General features: G+C 51.8%; 17 protein-coding genes. 3 read left to right on the top strand and 14 right to left on the bottom strand.

Going from position 1 to position 16,514, the window contains the following annotated elements; genetic code table 11:
* Positions 1 to 26 precede the first annotated feature (26 nt).
* From FIV45_RS00220 to FIV45_RS00210, 3 genes are all read right to left on the bottom strand, one after another.
* Positions 27 to 1,430, bottom strand: a complete 1,404-nt coding sequence (locus tag FIV45_RS00220) for an MATE family efflux transporter (RefSeq protein WP_099473980.1) — start codon at positions 1,428 to 1,430, stop codon at positions 27 to 29.
* Positions 1,431 to 1,548: 118 nt separating this feature from the next.
* Positions 1,549 to 2,802 carry an RNA polymerase sigma factor gene (locus tag FIV45_RS00215; RefSeq protein WP_099473982.1) on the bottom strand — a complete coding sequence of 418 codons (1,254 nt, stop codon included), beginning with the start codon at positions 2,800 to 2,802 and terminating at the stop codon, positions 1,549 to 1,551.
* Positions 2,803 to 2,811: 9 nt separating this feature from the next.
* Positions 2,812 to 3,168 (bottom strand): YciI family protein, encoded by a 357-nt coding sequence (locus FIV45_RS00210; RefSeq protein WP_099474299.1) that lies wholly within the window; start codon positions 3,166 to 3,168, stop codon positions 2,812 to 2,814.
* A gap of 183 nt (positions 3,169 to 3,351) precedes the next feature.
* Here FIV45_RS00210 and FIV45_RS00205 point away from each other — a divergent pair, with 183 nt between their 5' ends.
* Positions 3,352 to 4,428 carry a serine hydrolase domain-containing protein gene (locus tag FIV45_RS00205; RefSeq protein ID WP_099473984.1) on the top strand — a complete coding sequence of 359 codons (1,077 nt, stop codon included), beginning with the start codon at positions 3,352 to 3,354 and terminating at the stop codon, positions 4,426 to 4,428.
* Between the two features lie 11 nt (positions 4,429 to 4,439).
* On the opposite strand, the gene FIV45_RS00200 is transcribed toward FIV45_RS00205, so the two are convergent.
* From FIV45_RS00200 to FIV45_RS00155, 11 genes are all read right to left on the bottom strand, one after another.
* A complete protein-coding gene (locus FIV45_RS00200; RefSeq protein ID WP_165777050.1) occupies positions 4,440 to 4,988 on the bottom strand; it encodes a nuclear transport factor 2 family protein in 549 nt (182 codons plus the stop codon).
* Between the two features lie 28 nt (positions 4,989 to 5,016).
* Positions 5,017 to 5,145 (bottom strand): hypothetical protein, encoded by a 129-nt coding sequence (locus tag FIV45_RS18820; protein WP_268939774.1) that lies wholly within the window; start codon positions 5,143 to 5,145, stop codon positions 5,017 to 5,019.
* Between the two features lie 213 nt (positions 5,146 to 5,358).
* Positions 5,359 to 7,221 carry a M1 family metallopeptidase gene (locus tag FIV45_RS00195; protein WP_204602273.1) on the bottom strand — a complete coding sequence of 621 codons (1,863 nt, stop codon included), beginning with the start codon at positions 7,219 to 7,221 and terminating at the stop codon, positions 5,359 to 5,361.
* Between the two features lie 52 nt (positions 7,222 to 7,273).
* Positions 7,274 to 7,993 carry a MarC family protein gene (locus FIV45_RS00190; RefSeq protein ID WP_099473987.1) on the bottom strand — a complete coding sequence of 240 codons (720 nt, stop codon included), beginning with the start codon at positions 7,991 to 7,993 and terminating at the stop codon, positions 7,274 to 7,276.
* A 40-nt stretch (positions 7,994 to 8,033) separates the two neighbouring features.
* The gene (locus tag FIV45_RS00185; RefSeq protein WP_165777051.1) at positions 8,034 to 8,207 is read right to left on the bottom strand and encodes a LytTR family DNA-binding domain-containing protein; all 174 of its coding nucleotides are present in this window, start codon (positions 8,205 to 8,207) and stop codon (positions 8,034 to 8,036) included.
* Positions 8,208 to 8,312: 105 nt separating this feature from the next.
* On the bottom strand, positions 8,313 to 8,546 hold the full coding sequence (locus tag FIV45_RS00180; protein WP_099473991.1) for a hypothetical protein: 234 nt from the start codon (positions 8,544 to 8,546) through the stop codon (positions 8,313 to 8,315).
* Positions 8,536 to 9,954: a radical SAM protein gene (locus tag FIV45_RS00175; protein WP_099473993.1), complete on the bottom strand. Its 1,419-nt coding sequence runs from the start codon at positions 9,952 to 9,954 to the stop codon at positions 8,536 to 8,538. Before FIV45_RS00175 ends, FIV45_RS00180 begins: the two co-directional genes overlap by 11 nt.
* Positions 9,947 to 10,660 (bottom strand): prolipoprotein diacylglyceryl transferase family protein, encoded by a 714-nt coding sequence (locus tag FIV45_RS00170; RefSeq protein ID WP_099473995.1) that lies wholly within the window; start codon positions 10,658 to 10,660, stop codon positions 9,947 to 9,949. The genes FIV45_RS00175 and FIV45_RS00170 overlap by 8 nt, the downstream gene beginning before the upstream one ends.
* Before the next feature lie 82 nt (positions 10,661 to 10,742).
* On the bottom strand, positions 10,743 to 11,642 hold the full coding sequence (gene folD, locus FIV45_RS00165) for a bifunctional methylenetetrahydrofolate dehydrogenase/methenyltetrahydrofolate cyclohydrolase FolD (protein WP_099473997.1): 900 nt from the start codon (positions 11,640 to 11,642) through the stop codon (positions 10,743 to 10,745).
* On the bottom strand, positions 11,639 to 11,956 hold the full coding sequence (locus FIV45_RS00160) for a DUF167 family protein (RefSeq protein ID WP_099473999.1): 318 nt from the start codon (positions 11,954 to 11,956) through the stop codon (positions 11,639 to 11,641). Before FIV45_RS00160 ends, folD begins: the two co-directional genes overlap by 4 nt.
* A 6-nt stretch (positions 11,957 to 11,962) precedes the next feature.
* Positions 11,963 to 12,262 carry a YggT family protein gene (locus FIV45_RS00155; protein WP_099474001.1) on the bottom strand — a complete coding sequence of 100 codons (300 nt, stop codon included), beginning with the start codon at positions 12,260 to 12,262 and terminating at the stop codon, positions 11,963 to 11,965.
* Positions 12,263 to 12,538: 276 nt separating this feature from the next.
* On the opposite strand from FIV45_RS00155, the gene FIV45_RS00150 reads away from it, so the two are divergent.
* Together FIV45_RS00150 and FIV45_RS00145 are read left to right on the top strand one after the other, a co-directional pair.
* Positions 12,539 to 15,358, top strand: a complete 2,820-nt coding sequence (locus tag FIV45_RS00150) for an SBBP repeat-containing protein (protein WP_099474003.1) — start codon at positions 12,539 to 12,541, stop codon at positions 15,356 to 15,358.
* Between the two features lie 620 nt (positions 15,359 to 15,978).
* Positions 15,979 to 16,398: a hypothetical protein gene (locus FIV45_RS00145; RefSeq protein WP_099474005.1), complete on the top strand. Its 420-nt coding sequence runs from the start codon at positions 15,979 to 15,981 to the stop codon at positions 16,396 to 16,398.
* The last annotated feature ends 116 nt before the right edge of the window (positions 16,399 to 16,514 follow it).

The following is a 16,514-nucleotide window of genomic DNA, read 5'->3' as shown; positions in this document are numbered from 1 at the left end:
ACGGGCAGAATCGCGATCGGCGGGGATCAGGATTGACCGGCGATTGCCCGCTGTCGTTCCGGGGCAAAATCCAGGTAGGACAGATAATAAAACCGCGCCACCAGCAAGATGCAGGAAACAATACTGGCAATGACAGTGCTTTCGAACAACCCTTCCGCCCCCCGGCCCAGTGGAAAAGCAAGATACCAGGCCAGCGGCGTCATGATGACAATATAGCTGAGGAAATACAGCGCCGTCGGCAACCACACGTCCCGGCGGCCCCGGAGCCCGTTTCCGATCACCGCCTGGGCACTGTCCACCAGCAACATCCAGCCGGTGAGGATCATCAGCGGTACGGTCGCGGCAATCAGATCGGCCTCAACCGTGAACAGGCTGGCTATTTCCCTCGGGAAAATCAGCAGGATCGCCATCAACGGCAACATTAGCATGAAATTAAAGGCCAGACCGCAGCTGCCCGCCAGCAGCAGGTCGCGATGATCGCGCCGTCCCATGGCGATCCCTACCCGCACCGACGTCGCGCCTGCGACACCGTAAGCAATCATAAAGGGCAGGCCGTAGACATTGAAGGTAATGGCGAAAGCGCCCAGGGTCAGCGGCCCGAGCCAGCCCGCCATCACCTGCAGGGCGGCGAAGCCGGAATGCTCCATCCCCACCGTCAGGCCGGAGGCATAACCGATATTACGCTGCCGCTTCCATTTTTTAAGACGCAGGTCGACTTTTTCACGAATGCCATAGCGGGCGTGATCTTTCATCCGCCAGACGAACAGCACCAGCCCCAACGCCAAAAACGTCCGCACGATAGTTGTCGCCCAGGCGGAGCCTTCCGCCCCCATGGGATCAAAGCCGAAATGGCCGTAAACCAGCATCCAGTTGAGAAAAATATTGATCAGATTGGCAACCAAAATATACATCATGCCCGGCAGGGGACGGTTGATGCCTTCGAGAAAGAAGGTGCAAGCCAGCATCACATTGGTCATGGGAATGCCAAAGGCAATGGCCTGCATCATGATCCCGCCGCCGCGCGCGATATCCGCCTCCTGACCCAGCGCCAGCAGCAGCGGCTCTCCCATCAGACAGAGGCCAAAACCGATCAGGCCAAGAAACAGGCCATACAGCACCCCGCGCCGCCAGATCCGGCCACATCTGATAAACTGCTCCGCCCCGAAGGCATTGGAGGTCAGCACCATGGTGCCCATCATCAGGCCAATGGCGAGCACAATCATCGTCGATACCGGCACATTGCCGATGCTCTGATAGGCCAGTTCCGTGGAAGAGAAGCGCCCGACCATCAAGGTATCGACCAGCCCCATGGTCATGATGCCCAGCCGCTGAAAGACGATCGGAAAGGACAGACGGGTCAGTTCCGAGAACTGCCGCCTGATCCGCGCCTTCACCGCTTCGGGTGCAATGGAAATGTCCCGCTCTGCCATCGTCTCTCGTCCTGCCTGAAAATACACGAGGTTTCTTCATAAAAGGAAGCCCCCCTAAAGTCACGCCGGAAAAGAGAGAAATTTCACCCACGCATAGCGCAGGCGCGTCGTCACATCGTTACAGGGCCTGCATGCGCGCGGTCAGGAACGCCTGCTCCGCCTCATTGGCGCTCAGCTCAATCGCCTTGAGATAACTTGTCCGCGCGGCCTGCCGCTGCCCCAACCGTCGGTGAAAATCGGCTTCCACCGCATAGAAAGCCTGATAATTTTCCAACCCGAAGGCCAGCGCCTGCAATTGCTCTAAAATGAACGGCAGCGGCTCAACATAGGACCGGGCGACCAGTCGGTTGAGCGCAATGACCGGCGTCGGCTTGAGCCGGTAAAGCAGCTCATAGATCAAGCTGATTTCCCGCCAATTTGTCTCTTCCGCCCGCATGGCATCGCTATGCACCGCGCTGATCGCCGCCTGCAATTGATAGACGCCCGCCGCCTCCCCCCGTCGTGCGCCGTGAGCTAAGATCCGGCGGACCAGCCGACGTCCTTCCTCGCTCTGATCCTTGAGCCATACTGTGCGATCCTGATCCTCCAGAGGAATGAAAGCCCCGTGGCAATCATAACGTGCCGGACGGCGGCTATCATGTAACAACATCAGGGCCAACAGACCATGGGCCTCCAGCGCAGTGGGACAGAGCAGGCACAGAATACGGGCCAGGCGAATGGCCTCAAGGCATAAATCCTTGCGAATGGGTTCCGCGCCAAAAGAAGCCGCGTAGCCCTCGTTGAAAATCAGATAGAGCACTGCCAGCACTGCCGACAGACGGTCGGCGAAATCCGCTGCGGACGGGATTTCATAAGCGATAGCAGTGGTGCGAATCTTGCGTTTGCCACGAACCAATCTCTGGGCCATGGTCTCGGGTTTGACCAGATAGGCACGGGCAATTTCTGCCGTCGTCAAACCGCCCACCAGTTGCAAGGTAAGCGCGACGGAGACTTTGCGGTCCAGCGCCGGATGGCAACAGGTGAAAATTAGCCGCAACCGCTCGTCGGGAATATCATAGTCACTCTCCCCCAGCTCCGCCGTCTGTTCCTGTTCGAGGAGAAATTGTACTTCCGCCTGTTTTTTGTGAAAATTTTGATCACGCCGCATCCTGTCGAGCGCTTTGCGCCAGGCGACTTTATAAAGCCAAGCTTGCGGGTGGTCGGGCAGACCCGTCTCTCGCCAGCGGGTCAAGGCGGTTTCCACCGCATCTTGCAGGGAATCCTCCGCCAATTGAAAATCTCCGCAGCGCCGGATCAGACCCGACAGCAGGCTCCCCCACGTCTCCTTGACGATGGCCTGGAGGGCAACATCAAATCTCAGGGGAGGAGCCATGGGCGTGTCTTACATGCCGGGAATGGACATGACCGGGCGCACTTCGACGGAGCCCGTCTTGGCACAAGGGATCATCGCAGCATATTTCAGGGCGTCATCCAGAGAAGCGCACTCGAAAATATAAAAGCCGCCTAGCTGTTCCCGGGTTTCGGCAAAGGGGCCGTCGGTAGTCTCCATTTTATCGTGACGCACACGTACGGTCGTTGCCGAGCTGATATTTTCAAGAGGCTCACCGGCCACATAGACCCCATCCTTATTGAAAGTTTCCTCCGCCGCCATGAACGCGGCAATCAGTTTGTTAAACGCATCGGTCCCCGGTGCCGGGGACAATTTTTCATTTTCATAAATCAAGGCCATATATTTCATGTCATTCTCCTGTTCAGATTTTAACGGTAACCGATTTATTTCGGTCCCGCCATAAAAACGAACAAAGCTGGACCAGATCGACAAAAAGACATTATTTTTTTGCATCCCCCAAAATGGCCCGCTGGATTGACAGGCCCCTGCATCCCCCCTAGAGTTCGGAAAAATAAAATCCGAGGAAAATATATGCGTCTGTTTTTACTAATCTTGAGTCTGACCTTACTTCCTCAGATGTCACCCGCTAAAGACCTGACATTAGACCGTTATTTATCGGATGCCTTTGCGGCAGGTCGCTTCAACGGCGTTGTCCTCGTCGCCGATCAAACGGATACGCTCTACCGAGCCGCCCAGGGGTTCCATGATAAAGCGCGGAACATCGCCCTCACCCCCAACAGCCGCTTTTATCTCGCGTCTCCGTCCAAAATTTTCACCGCCGCGCTGATCCTCAAGTTGGTCGAAGCGGAACAGATTTCGCTCAACGACAGCTTGGGGAAATATTTCCCCTATCTCCGACGGGAACTTGGTGAAAAGATCACCCTTCATCATCTGCTGTCTCACCAGTCCGGCCTGCCGGAATTTTACGAAGGACTGGGTCCGGACTTTGATCTGCTGGCGTTTATCGGGCAGCAACATAGTTTGGAAGAAGTGATCGCCTATTGTCAGCGCGACCTGCTCTTCCCGCCGGGTCAGGGCTTTAAATATACCGACACCAATTACGTCTATCTGACCGCCATCATTGAGAAAGTCACCGGACGGCCTTATGCCGAGGTGCTGGAGACTTATATCTTAAAACCTTTGGATTTGCCCAATACCGGCTATTTCACCGGACCGCAGGATAACGCCGCCCAACTTTATATGACCATGGGCGCGCGCTATACTCCCGCCCCTTATGTCTCTCGCGATATCGCGGGGGGCGCCTCAGCGATATATTCCACGGCGGATGATCTAGTGACTTTCGCCCGGGCTCTGTATTTCGGGGATTTTCTTCAGCCGGACGCCAAGCGTCTGATGCGGACGAAGCATGCGGAAGAGAAAGGGAATTTCTATGGTTATGCCACCTGGATGGTGGACTATAGATCGACTAAATCAGGACTCACCCACGCCTATTATGGTCATGAGGGTGGCCCGTCTCTCGGCGTCAACAGCCTGGTTGCCGTCTCGCCGGAAAATCAGACCATCACCATCATTCTGTCCAATATTCAAATCATTGATCCAGAGGCAATATATAGCGATGTGGAGGATATCCTCCACAAATCCCCCTAACAACAAACCCTTTACTCCGCCGGGGCCTGATGATCATAGCTGATCACCCTTGTGATACGCCAGACACCGTCCTGTAGCATCCACAGGTGGGTGAATTTGGCCACGGAGCGAAATTGCGGGTTGGAGCCGTGATAGCTTTCATAAAAGGAATGCTCCCCGGTCTGCACCGCGCCGTAGAGCGTCTCCTGTTTGCTATTGGTATAGAGGGGAAAAACCTTCAGGCTGCCTTCTGTCAACACCCGAAAAGACTTATAACCGCTCTCCGGGTCCTGCGTTTTGCACATGCCGTTGGCCACATCCTGCATAAAGGCTTCCTTCGACAGGGTCGCGCCGCCTTTATCATGATAAAATTCAAAATCCGGCGCGATAATCTTGTCGATCTCCGCCGCATTGCAATTGCCAAAGCTGTTATCAAAAAGCTGGCGATCTTTTGCAGCGAGAAGGCGCGATAGATCCTCCCTTTCCCCGGCCGAGGCCATCATCGGAAAGCTGACCAATCCCAGGATCAGGATCGCAAAGCTCATGACAGTCATAACAATCATCAAAAATTTTTCAGTCATCATTCTTCCTCCCAAAATGGTCATGTGATCAGGCAAAGGAAAAGGACGACCGGCGGCTACGACGCGCCCGACGGGCATATTGCGCCGTCACCGGCTGGGCCTGAAACATGGATTTAGTGTCAGTTTTCTTCTTGGTCAATTTGTCAAAAAAGGTCATATCTTATCTCCGTAAGTAAAGGTTGTTTGTTTGATATTTCCTACATTGCACAGACCGTGCCAGTTTATTTATAAATCGACAAGTCATTGAAAAATATGAATTAATATGACTTTTATGAATTTTAACAGCGCACAAAACAAAAACAGTTAGTGATTTGCACCACTAACTGTTCATATTTTTCACTATTGTTTGAGAATTAATTAAATTCTCATTTCACTGCGCCAAAACCTTATCCAGAGCCTTTTGCGCCGAAGGATGATAACCTTCACGGGCCGCAACGTAAATCTCGCGGGCCAGCTTCAAGCCGTCGGGTGTTGTCGCCAACTGCTCATAAAGCGGCAGGATCAGTTTCTTGCGCCCGATCACCGGCAAATATTCCCGCAAGCGGGACGTGACCGCCTTATAATCATGTTTCAGGCCCTGCAACAGCCAGGCATGGGCGATCTCGTTGTTGGTGGAGCGCGTCAGGTCAAAGGCCCGGTCCAGCTCCGCCATATGTTGAGCCTTCAGGTCCTTGGGCAGATTTGTGATAAAATACAGCCATTCATGAACTGTCCACTCACCGGTCGGAATCTGGCTGAGCTGCATCTTGCCCCCCAACCAGTCGCTCTGTTGCTGCGCAACCACCTCAAACACATTGGATGTCGGATTTGGCGCATCTTCAGGCAGGCCAGTGCCATAAATCCATTCCCTGACCTTCTCCATAGACACAACGCCCGGATATTTTTTCAACAGGTTGGCCTGAAGGTAGGCGATAAATTTTTCCGATGAAATATTCTCGAATGCATGGGCGGTAAAATACCCCTTCAGGAAAGGGTCGAACCGCGCCCGGCCAAATTTCTCTTCCAGATAACGTAAAAACAGCTGCCCTTTATCATAAGGAATCTCGCTAAAAGCATCGTCAGGGTCCCGACCGTCCAAATTTGCATGCAGGCTGGTGTCGGCCGGGTCAAGCCGTTTCAGTCCCCGGTGCAAGCCCTGAACCGCCAATACCTGTTCCATCAAGGCGCGCTTCGGACCATACACTTCTTCCATAATACGGTTTTCCACATAGGATGTGGTGCCTTCATTGAGCCACAAGTCATTCCAGTTGGCATTGGTCACCAAATTTCCAGACCAGCTGTGCGCCAATTCATGGGCAATCAGCCCCACCAGGCTTTTATCACCGGCGATAACCGTCGGCGTGATGAAGCTTAACATCGGATTTTCCATACCGCCCATGGGATAGCTCGGCGGCATCATCAGAATGTCGTAACGTCCCCATTGGTAAGGGCCATACATTTTTTCCGCCACTTGCATCATTTTATAGGTATCGGCAAATTCAGCGGCGGCCCCATCCAGAATATAGGCTTCGCCATACACGCCAGTATTTTCAGACATGGATTTAAAATACAGGTCCCCCACCCCCAGCGCCATCAGATACGGGGGAATTTTGTGCGGCATATCGAATTCATAATCACCGTCGCGGGGCGCATCCGGATCATTAAGCGCGCTCATCACCGCCTTCAGGTCTTCCGGTGTACGAATCCGCGCATGATACGTCAAACGCAATGCCGGCGTATCCTGAATCGGCACCCAGCTGCGGGTATGAATGGGCTGAGATTCCGTGAAGACATACGGATGTTTCTTGCCCGCGGTCTGGGCCGGGGTCAACCACTGCAGGCCGGTGGCCTCCGGTCGCGTGGCATAATGGATACGCACCTTCTTGGCCGTGACCGGCAGAGTGACGGTCAGCTTCGAGCCTAACGGCGGCAACGCCTTGGCGAGTTCAAACGACGCCAATTCCCAATCCTGGTCCAAGGCCTTGACCTCAACCTTATGGATCACCAGATCACGGGTATCCAGAACGAAAGGATGCGCGCCAGGCGTCAGGCGTTTGATGTCATATTCCGCCGTACCTTCAAAAACCTTCCGGTCAAAATCAACGATAATATCCAGATTGAGGTGCGTACTCGCCACTTGCTCCACATTAGCAAAGGAGTGGGGATCGCGCGCCGTCGCCGCTGTGATCCCGATGCTCACCATACCCAAAATACCGGCCACCACGTAGCCCCATAATCCCGTCTTTCTCGCCATAAATCAGTCTCTTTTTTTTATAGTATCAGTTAAATTCTTCAAAATACCGGCCTCACCCCATAAAGGTGGCTTTGATGCCGTCAAATATATATTGAATGGCCATCGCGGCCAAGATCACACCCAAAATGCGGGTGATGGCATTGGCGACTGTCTGACCCATCAGATCAATGATCTTACTCGCCATCAGCAACATGATGATCGTCACCAGAATTGTGATCAGCAGCGCCCCGATAATCACACCCTGTTCCGTGCGGCTGCCTTCATGATGGGTCATCATCAACATGATGGTTGCGATACTGCCGGGCCCTGCAATAAAAGGAATGGCCATGGGAAAGACAGAAATATCTTCGAAATCCTCCTCATCACTCACTGGCACCACGGCTTTCTGACCGCCCTTTGTTGAGGCCTGCTGCACCCGGACGGCTTCTTCCTGTTCATGCTCCAGTTCATGTTCATGCAACACAGCCTCGGAAGTTTTCTCGCGGCGTTCGGTGCGTTTTTCGAACACCATTTCCAATGCAATCATAAACAGCAATACCCCGCCCGCGGTCTTGAAGGCCATCATGCTAATGCCAAGCGCCGACAGAAAACCACTGCCGAGGAACGCGAACAAAAGCAGGATAATAGCCCCTGTCAGGGTTGATTTAAACACCATGCGTCGCTTGAAAGACGTACTGGCCCCATCGGTCATGACAGCAAAAATCGGCGCAATCCCCAGAGGATCAATCACCACAAAGAAAGTCACAAAAGTCGCAATAAATAGCTCGTACATCATTCACTCCCTGCAGTAACAGACATCCCCTCTGTTACAGTTACCCTAAAAATCGTTCTTTGACCATCGCCTGATGGGTTCGCGACACCGGAATTTCCAGACCATTGCGCATAATCAGAACAATCTTGCGCCCGTCACGACGGGTTTTCACCACCCTGTCCGCCGAAATCCACCAGGACCGGTGCACCTGAAACCCATCAGCCTCGGCTTCCACACGGCAATTTCGTGCGGGTTTAGTGATCCTAAAACAACTTAAATGAAGGTATGTCAGAAAGGATGGGGGCCCTCTCTTTTTTTTACCTGTTAAGTTATTACACGACTAATCCCAGACACTCATGTCCTTTTCAACATCGACATTTTCTTTCTTGAGTATATTCTTTCCCCAATAAAATAACCCTATACCAATCAAGCAGGGGACGCCACCAAGTATCAAGACGAGCTCGCCAAACGATATATCTACAACCATGAAAACCAACCCACAGCCCCCAGCCAGCACAGCCATAAGAATTCCACCTGCCCTTAAAAGATGTCCAAAGAATTTTTTAACTGTCATATAATCCCCTTTGTTTCTTTCTCATCTCATGAACCAGCCCATTGCGATAAAAAAGATTATAAGTATCAAAAGGAATGATTTCCAACTCCGGTGTGATAAAATGAATACAAGATCGTTTTACATTCCCGACGCAGAAATTAGCCGCATCAAGAAACTGAACAATTGTAATCCGGAAGATATTCTCATACCCCAAATTTTCCAGAACAGGCACCTCAGGCAAACAACAGAGCAAAGAGCTCATGCGCTCGGCCGTATTCAAGTCACCGCTTGAGAGAGAGAACAAATCAATCACTTTGTCGCGCAACCTGTCATTTTTCTCGAAGGCTACGGCATTGGGCACTTCCGCGATCAAATCCTCCTGCGGGATTAGCGATGTAATCGGCATGACCTGCTTGCCCAAACGCAAGCCGTATGCAATCGCGATGGATTCCGGGTTACACGGCAAGGGGATGATGTCGTCAGGTGTGAAAATATCGGACTGCTCATAAATTGCACGGCGTACATCGGTAAGAAGAAGCCGGTCCGTGTTTTTGTCAAATCCCGCGTTACGTCCCACATCCTGCACCGGTTGGAAGGTGATGCCCCGTACACATTTAAAGGTCAGGGCATGATCAATGATCGCACCGATTTCATGGTCGTTTACCCCTTTTTTAACCGTCACGACCAGAGAGGTCGAGATATTAAATTCCTCAAGATGTTCCAAGGCCTTACGGCGTATCGTCCTCAAATCGATACCGCGCAGATTCTCAAGCACCGCCTTCTCCAGAGAGTCAAATTGCAGATAAACTTCGAACCCCGGTGCATAATCCGCAAGTTTCCGGACAAAATCCCGGTCTCGCGCCAGGCGAACGCCATTGGTATTGATCATAAGATGTTTAATAGGTCTGGATTTCGCACTATCCAAGATGTCGAAAATTTGCGGATGGATGGTGGGCTCTCCACCACTGATCTGCAAAACATCCGGTTCGCCCTCGCTACGCACCAATGCATCCATCATGGCTTCTATTTCGACAAGAGAACGATGTGTTTTCTTCTCCGGTGAGGATTCTGCAAAGCAGACTGGGCATTCCAGATTACATTCTTCATTGATTTCAATCAGGGCAAGACAACTATGCTGTTCATGATCCGGGCACAGCCCACAATCCAAGGGGCAGCCATAGTCCGTCTTGCTTTGATACGTGAGAGGCCGGTCGCCTGGTTTAATATACGCTTTCGTCTTACGAAAATAATCCGCATCACTTGACACTTTTGTTTTTTGAACGCCATGCATAGCGCACCGCTTTTGATAAAAAACATCCGTACCTTCAATCAGGATTTTTGCAGGCACCAGATCAAGACATTCCTCACATAAAGAGGTGGTTTGACCATAAAATATATAAGGCGTCTGCTTGCGCGTCTCGTTACTCATATCGTGCTTTACCTATCATTATTATGCTGTAGAAAACCAATATCAGGCAAATTATCTGAAACACATTTAACAGCCCTGCGATATCCTGATAAGGTTTAAGAAACTCCCAAAAGAACCGTTGAACGGCATAATAGCCAATACAGACATAAAATCCATAACGTGTGAAAAGATCAACCCGCGCCTGCAAGATCGCCAGACTGCCAATCAAAAAGAGTAGCATCGACACACTTTCATAAAGCGCGACGGGATGTCGCAAAACCTGATCACCGAAATCCCAACCCCACGCTTTTCCAGTCGCTACGCCGAAAGTGTCATCCGCCAGACCGGAAAACAAACATCCCAGCCGACCAATGATGATCACAACTATCAAGGGAATCACGTAAATATAACCCGTAGATCCTCTTGTGCCTCTTCGACCTTTATAGAGTTCCACCATAAGTGTTGCGCCGAAAATGGCCCCGATAATACTGCGGCCAATTTCCGGAATACCCGACAGATACAGATTAAGCGTTCCGAACAGAAAGGCTCCGACGATACTGCCCAGACTAAGAAACAGAAAATAGCCATAGCCAATCCTATCGGTCATCTGTGGTAAATGTTCCTCCAGTCGCCAGCGATAAACACAATATCCCCCGGCAACAGCCCCCAGCGCCGCGATAAGGTCAAAGAACGTATGGATTAGATAGGCATCGGTGATGGTCAACACATTTCCCCCTCCTTAACGAATTACACCAGAACTCTACGCCGAATTCACCTCCAGGACGAGTGAAAAAACCAGATCATCAGCGTTAAACCTCAGGCTCGGTGACGCCCGCCTGACGGCAGGCGGCGGTGACGGTATTCTGCAGCAGAACGCCAATGGTCATTGGTCCCACACCGCCCGGCACCGGGGTGATGGCGGCGGCGTTTTTGGCGGCGGCCGCAAATTCCACATCGCCGACCAGACGGGTCTTGCCCTCATCTGTCGTGATGCGGTTGATGCCCACATCAATCACGGTCGCGCCCTTTTTGATCCAGTCGCCCTTGACCAGTTCCGGCACACCCACCGCGGCAACAACAATATCGGCGCGCCGCACCACATCGGGCAGATTCTTCGTCCGGCTGTGAGCGATGGTCACCGTACAGCTTTCATTCAGCAGCAATTGCGCCATCGGCTTGCCGACGATATTGGAGCGCCCGACCACCACCGCATCCAGGCCCGACAGATTGCCGAGACGGTCTTTCAACATCATGATGCAGCCAAGTGGCGTGCAGGGCACCATGCCTTTGCCGCCGGTGGCCAGCAGGCCTGAATTGATGACATGAAAACCGTCCACATCCTTGTCCGGCGAAATGGCGTCGATCACTGCCGCCTCATTGATATGCTTCGGCAGGGGAAGCTGCACCAGAATACCATGCACCGCCGGATCGTGATTAAGCTGTTCAACCAAAGTCAGCAACTCGGCTTCACTGACGCATGCGTCCAGACGATGCTCATAGCTGTTCATGCCGGCGGCCTTGGTCGAGCTGTTCTTGTTGCGTACATAGACTTCGCTCGCCGGGTCCGCCCCCACCAGAACCACCGCAAGGCCAGGGATGAGGCCATGCTGTTCCTTTAGAATAGCCACCTGCCGACCGACTTTTTCCTTCAGTTTCGCCGCAAAGGCTTTTCCGTCGATGATATTATCTGCCGTGGTGTTTGTACTCATGGGGTGAGATCCTCTATCCAATGACCTAACCGGCGCATCAGCTCGTCTGGCGCACCGTCAAATAAGATCTGTTTATTACGATTTGTCTGGCCCGATGCAACAGAAATCTGGCTTGCGGGTATTTTCAGCGCTTTCGACAGTAACTTGATCAGGCTTTTATTGGCTTTACCGTCCTCGGGTACTGTGGTGACATAGGCTTTAACCTGTGCGCCGCCGTCCGCTGTCTGCTCCACCGCACCAAAACCGTTCTTCGAGGCCTTGGGGGTCAGACGGATGGCGAGACGGACACCCTTTTCCTGCGGGGTAAGCGGCATCAGGCGTTACGCCAGGCTATACAACACCCGCATCAGAATACGGCTGACGAATTCGAGCGCGATAAACAACAGAACCGGCGAGAAATCCAACCCGCCCATATTGGGCAGTATAGCCCGGATCGGCGCCAGCATCGGTTCAAAAACACGATAAAGCGCCCCCATGACCAGCGCGACAAATTGATTGTGACTGTTGACGACAGAGAAAGAAACCAGCAGGCCGAGCACAATATACACCAGTAGACCAAATTTGATCGCCCCGAACACAGCGCCCACCAACCACGCCAAATCATACGCAAAACCGCCCATACCACTTTCCTGTTTTAGAATTTCCTGATGTCAAAGATTTAAGCCTGATCGGCGGCGAGTTCAATAGTTCATTTGAATTAGCCCCGAAAACACCCTAAAAAATCAATAAGCGCCAGCCCTTTGGCGCTGCCGGGATCACTAGGCAAAATCGTCCTATTGTTGTGCGACATATCACATGCTATCTTTAAGTGATACTTTGTTAACTGATTCTTAGTATACTGAGTAATGGAACTCTGTTCGTACCCGCGGGGATACGAATTTATGTAAGGATGCCATATGTTTGGGTTTAATTCTAACAATACATCAACCAGCTCATTCACATTGATTAATTTTGATGCGAATTTGCTTGGCTCCTATTTCAACGCCCGAACTGTCACCCGAACTGTCTCCGCCATTCAAAATGCCCCGACAAGGATTGAGCGTGGCCCGGCGGTAATTACGCCGTGGGATGCCCTGGCCGGTTCCGACCGCACCTTGGCGGCAAAATACAACGCCTTGCGCGGTAAAACCAACTTTATTGACCTCAATACCGATAACGTTCGGCAGACCCGCGATAAGGACGAACGCGCCCTTTTTGCTTTGTATCAGGCCCTCAATAATCTGAAGACCGTGGCCGACTATGCCAAGGAAGAATCAACCCCAACAGCGATTTTGGCCAAATTGAGCGATCAGTTTCGCGGCGGATTAAGCCAAGTACAGGACTATATCCGCGCCGCAGAACTCGACAAACTGAGCCTGATGTTCGGAAAAAAGGAACCACGGCTCCAGAGCGATGTTTCTCTGGGTAAAAATAATTATGATATTATTGGTTCCGCCCTCTCGGTTTCTTCAAAAACACAGGTAATCCCTGGACTTTCCGGCACAGAAGTCTTTACCGTCAATCTGAATACAGGCACAGTCAATGATGACATCACCATTGACCTGTCGCAAATCACGGAACCCATTACACTGAGCAGTCTGAGTTCCTACATTAACCAGCAGATTATTTCCCTTACAAAACTGGACACCGAAGGGAACGAGGTCTCGAAATATGACAGTCGTTTTGGCGTAAAAGAAGTCAGCACCGGCAAATTTGCCTTAATGGTCGATGGCATAAGTAGTGAAAAAGTGACTTTATCAGCCCAGATTACTGAACCCGCCCTCTATGTGACCGGTTCTCACAAGGCGGTTGGTTCCGACAGTGTCGAAACCGCTACCCTGACCAAATTGCGGAATCTTGCGGCGGCAGACCCCACTACGGAATTCAATACCCAGATTGCCGGAACAAATTTGAATAATTTCATCCCACCCAGCACCGATGAGGACGGGGAAACGATCACGGCGCCTGCCGAACTTTTCGAAACCAAAGCTACCGCCAGCGTGGTCGACAGTCAGGGTAACGTCTATGTGGTCGGTACGACAAAAGGCGATTTTGGGACACAGATAAATACATCTCAGAATCAGGATGTTTTCCTGAGCAAGCAGGATGCAGCCGGCAATGTTCTCTGGTCACGGCTGCTCGGCGCCTCCGATGAAGCAGAGGCTTTCGATCTGGTTATTGACGGCAATGACAATGTGGTCATCGCCGGCCAGGTCAATGGCGAACTGGTGACTTCCGATACATTCAGCGGCCTCGACAGCTTTATCAGCAAATTCGACAGCGCCGGGGAAGAACTCTGGACATATCAACAGGACACCATTGCCAAGGACCAGGCCAACAGCCTGGCCATCGACGCCAATGGCGATGTCATCGTCACAGGCTCCATTTCCGGCAGGCTCGACAGCACAACCACCGCTGGCGGCGGTTCTGATATCTATGTCACCCGACTGGGCGGCGCAGACGGCGTTATAGCCGATTTAACACAGATCGGCGGCACAGGCAGTGAATATGGCGAGGCCGTCACCATCGCCAGCGACGGCAATATTCTCATTGCCTCCCGGGAAGATGGGCGCGCAATCATCCGCAAGCTGGATGCGACGGACCTGACCAATGAGCTGGCGACGTATGATCTTGGTAATCTGGCGGGCGGCAAAATCGCCGATATAGCCGTAGACGACAGCGGTCAGGTCTTTATCACCGGCACATCTTATAACGGCAGCCTTTCAGGCGGCACGACCACCAATGCCCACAGCGGCAGCGCCGATGGTTTTCTGACCAAACTCACCGACAACGGCGCCTCGCTCACCGCCAACTGGACCCATTATCTCGGGTCAAGCGGCAATGACCGCCTCGAAGGGCTTACCGTACATAACGGGGCTGTTTATCTTGCCGGTAAAACCGACGGCACCCTGCCGGGCGAAACAAAATTCGGAACCACCGATGGCTTTGCCGCCAAGATTGACGCCACAACAGGTACTGCCGACTGGCTGAGACAATTTGGCGGTTCCACCGGCTATAAAGGCAGCTCATCCTTGGCATTTTCCGCAACTGGATCATCTGTGCTGACCAAGCTCGGCTTGCCAACCGGCCTTTATAACAACAGACAAACCCACGATATAGACACCCAGACCTCGGCCCGGACCGGCGACTACTTCTATATCTCGGTCAATGGCGGCAGTCAGCGGAAGATTACACTGGAAGCCGACGATACCTTTGCGGATCTTGCAACAAAAGTTCAGCGGGCCTCTTTCCGCTACGTCAAGGCCGTGCAGATCATTGGCGAGAACGGGCCTGAGCTAAAGATTGAAAGCCAGGCTGGCGCAACAATCGACATCTCCGCAGGCAAAGGCGCCCAGGATGCCTTGATCAAGCTCGGCATGGAACCCACAAAAATTCTGCCTTCTGATAAAGTTTACGCCATTGGCGAAGAAACATTAGGCACCGATCCGGAGAATCTTGGTGGTGTTTTTGGATTGGCATTACTGTCCGGTTTTTCCTTGCGCACCAAAAAAGAAGCCGAATATGTCAGCGGTCAGATCGCGGCAGCATTGGAAACCATCGAGCGTGCTTATCGCTCCCTGACCTATGATCCCGTAAAAGCCGATATCCTGAAACAGGCAAAAATTAAAAAAGGCACCGTACCGCCCCATCTGCTCAGTCAGCTGAACAATTATCAGGACGGGCTTAACCGCATTTCCGCCCTGACCGGGAATTACAGCGGCAGCCTGTTTATCTAATCCCCCTTTAAACGCAAAAAAAGGCGCCCGATACACAACTCGAGGCGCCTAAAATCTTTGCAGTCTTAAAACATACTATGCAGAAAAGACATATCTCACTACTCAGTTACTGTGTGAGCAAGCGACCAATACACAACAGGGCCGCCATCGTCGATTTTGAGAATTTCCTCCTACGCATACTCAGAAGAGAAAATCCGTTAATCTACACTTGCCTGATGAGGCGACGGCCGATACTCAACTGGGCCGCCTAACTCCACTTCATCAGATGAAGCATGGAGTTGGCGGAGGCAAGCGGTCCGTTGGGGGTCGGATAAGTGCCTGTTTCTCCGCCCCTGCTCCAGAGGCAATCTATACTATGCACATCCCATGCCAACTTTTGGATCCTTTGATATCTGCACCTTTTTGTTAGACTTTGCCCCGAAAAGACCAAATTTATTGCAAAATGTAATAAATATAAAATGTGTTTTTGCATTTTTCATTGCAATTTGCAAAATTATCTTCTGCCCAGATTTTTCCCGCATTAACCAAAAAATGACATTCCCTTGTTATTCTGTTGATCTGCGACCAACCTGTAACATGAGACACCTCCCCGACCAACCGGTGATACAAGAGACATAACCATGAAACGACGCCATTTTAGCATTCTGATGATAACAGGCTTCCTCACCTTGATGACAGCTCTTCCCGCGACTGCAGAAGACAAAAAAGACAGCGGCGCTCTCACAGAAGAAATTTACCTCACCATTCCCCCCTATGCCGTCACCATGTATCATAAGGGACGCCCCAAAGGCAGCATGACCATTCGCGCCAGCTTGCGGGTGGTGGACAACAAAAAACGCGCCCAGGCCCAAAAATACATGCCGCGCCTCAGCAATGCTTATTTGATTGAGACCAACCGCCTGTCGCACGATTATTTCGACGTAAACAGGCCGGTCAGCGTCGCCGCCCTTGGCGATACGCTACAGATCGCCACCAATCGTGTTTTAGGCCATGAGGATGCCAAACTTCTCATCTCCGATGTCTCAATCAATAAACGATAGGCCCTCGAATTCGCCATTTTGGCATTAGACTTCCCTAATTACACGCATTAATATACATATTTCAACAAGTACATATCAGGCATCAAATCCTGATAGTCCTGATTATATGTTCTATT

Origin of the sequence: Paremcibacter congregatus, assembly GCF_006385135.1 — a bacterium.
GTDB lineage: Bacteria > Pseudomonadota > Alphaproteobacteria > Sphingomonadales > Emcibacteraceae > Paremcibacter > Paremcibacter congregatus.
The sequence above is the reverse complement of the archived record's forward strand: the minus strand, read 5'-3'. Positions and strand labels throughout refer to the sequence as shown.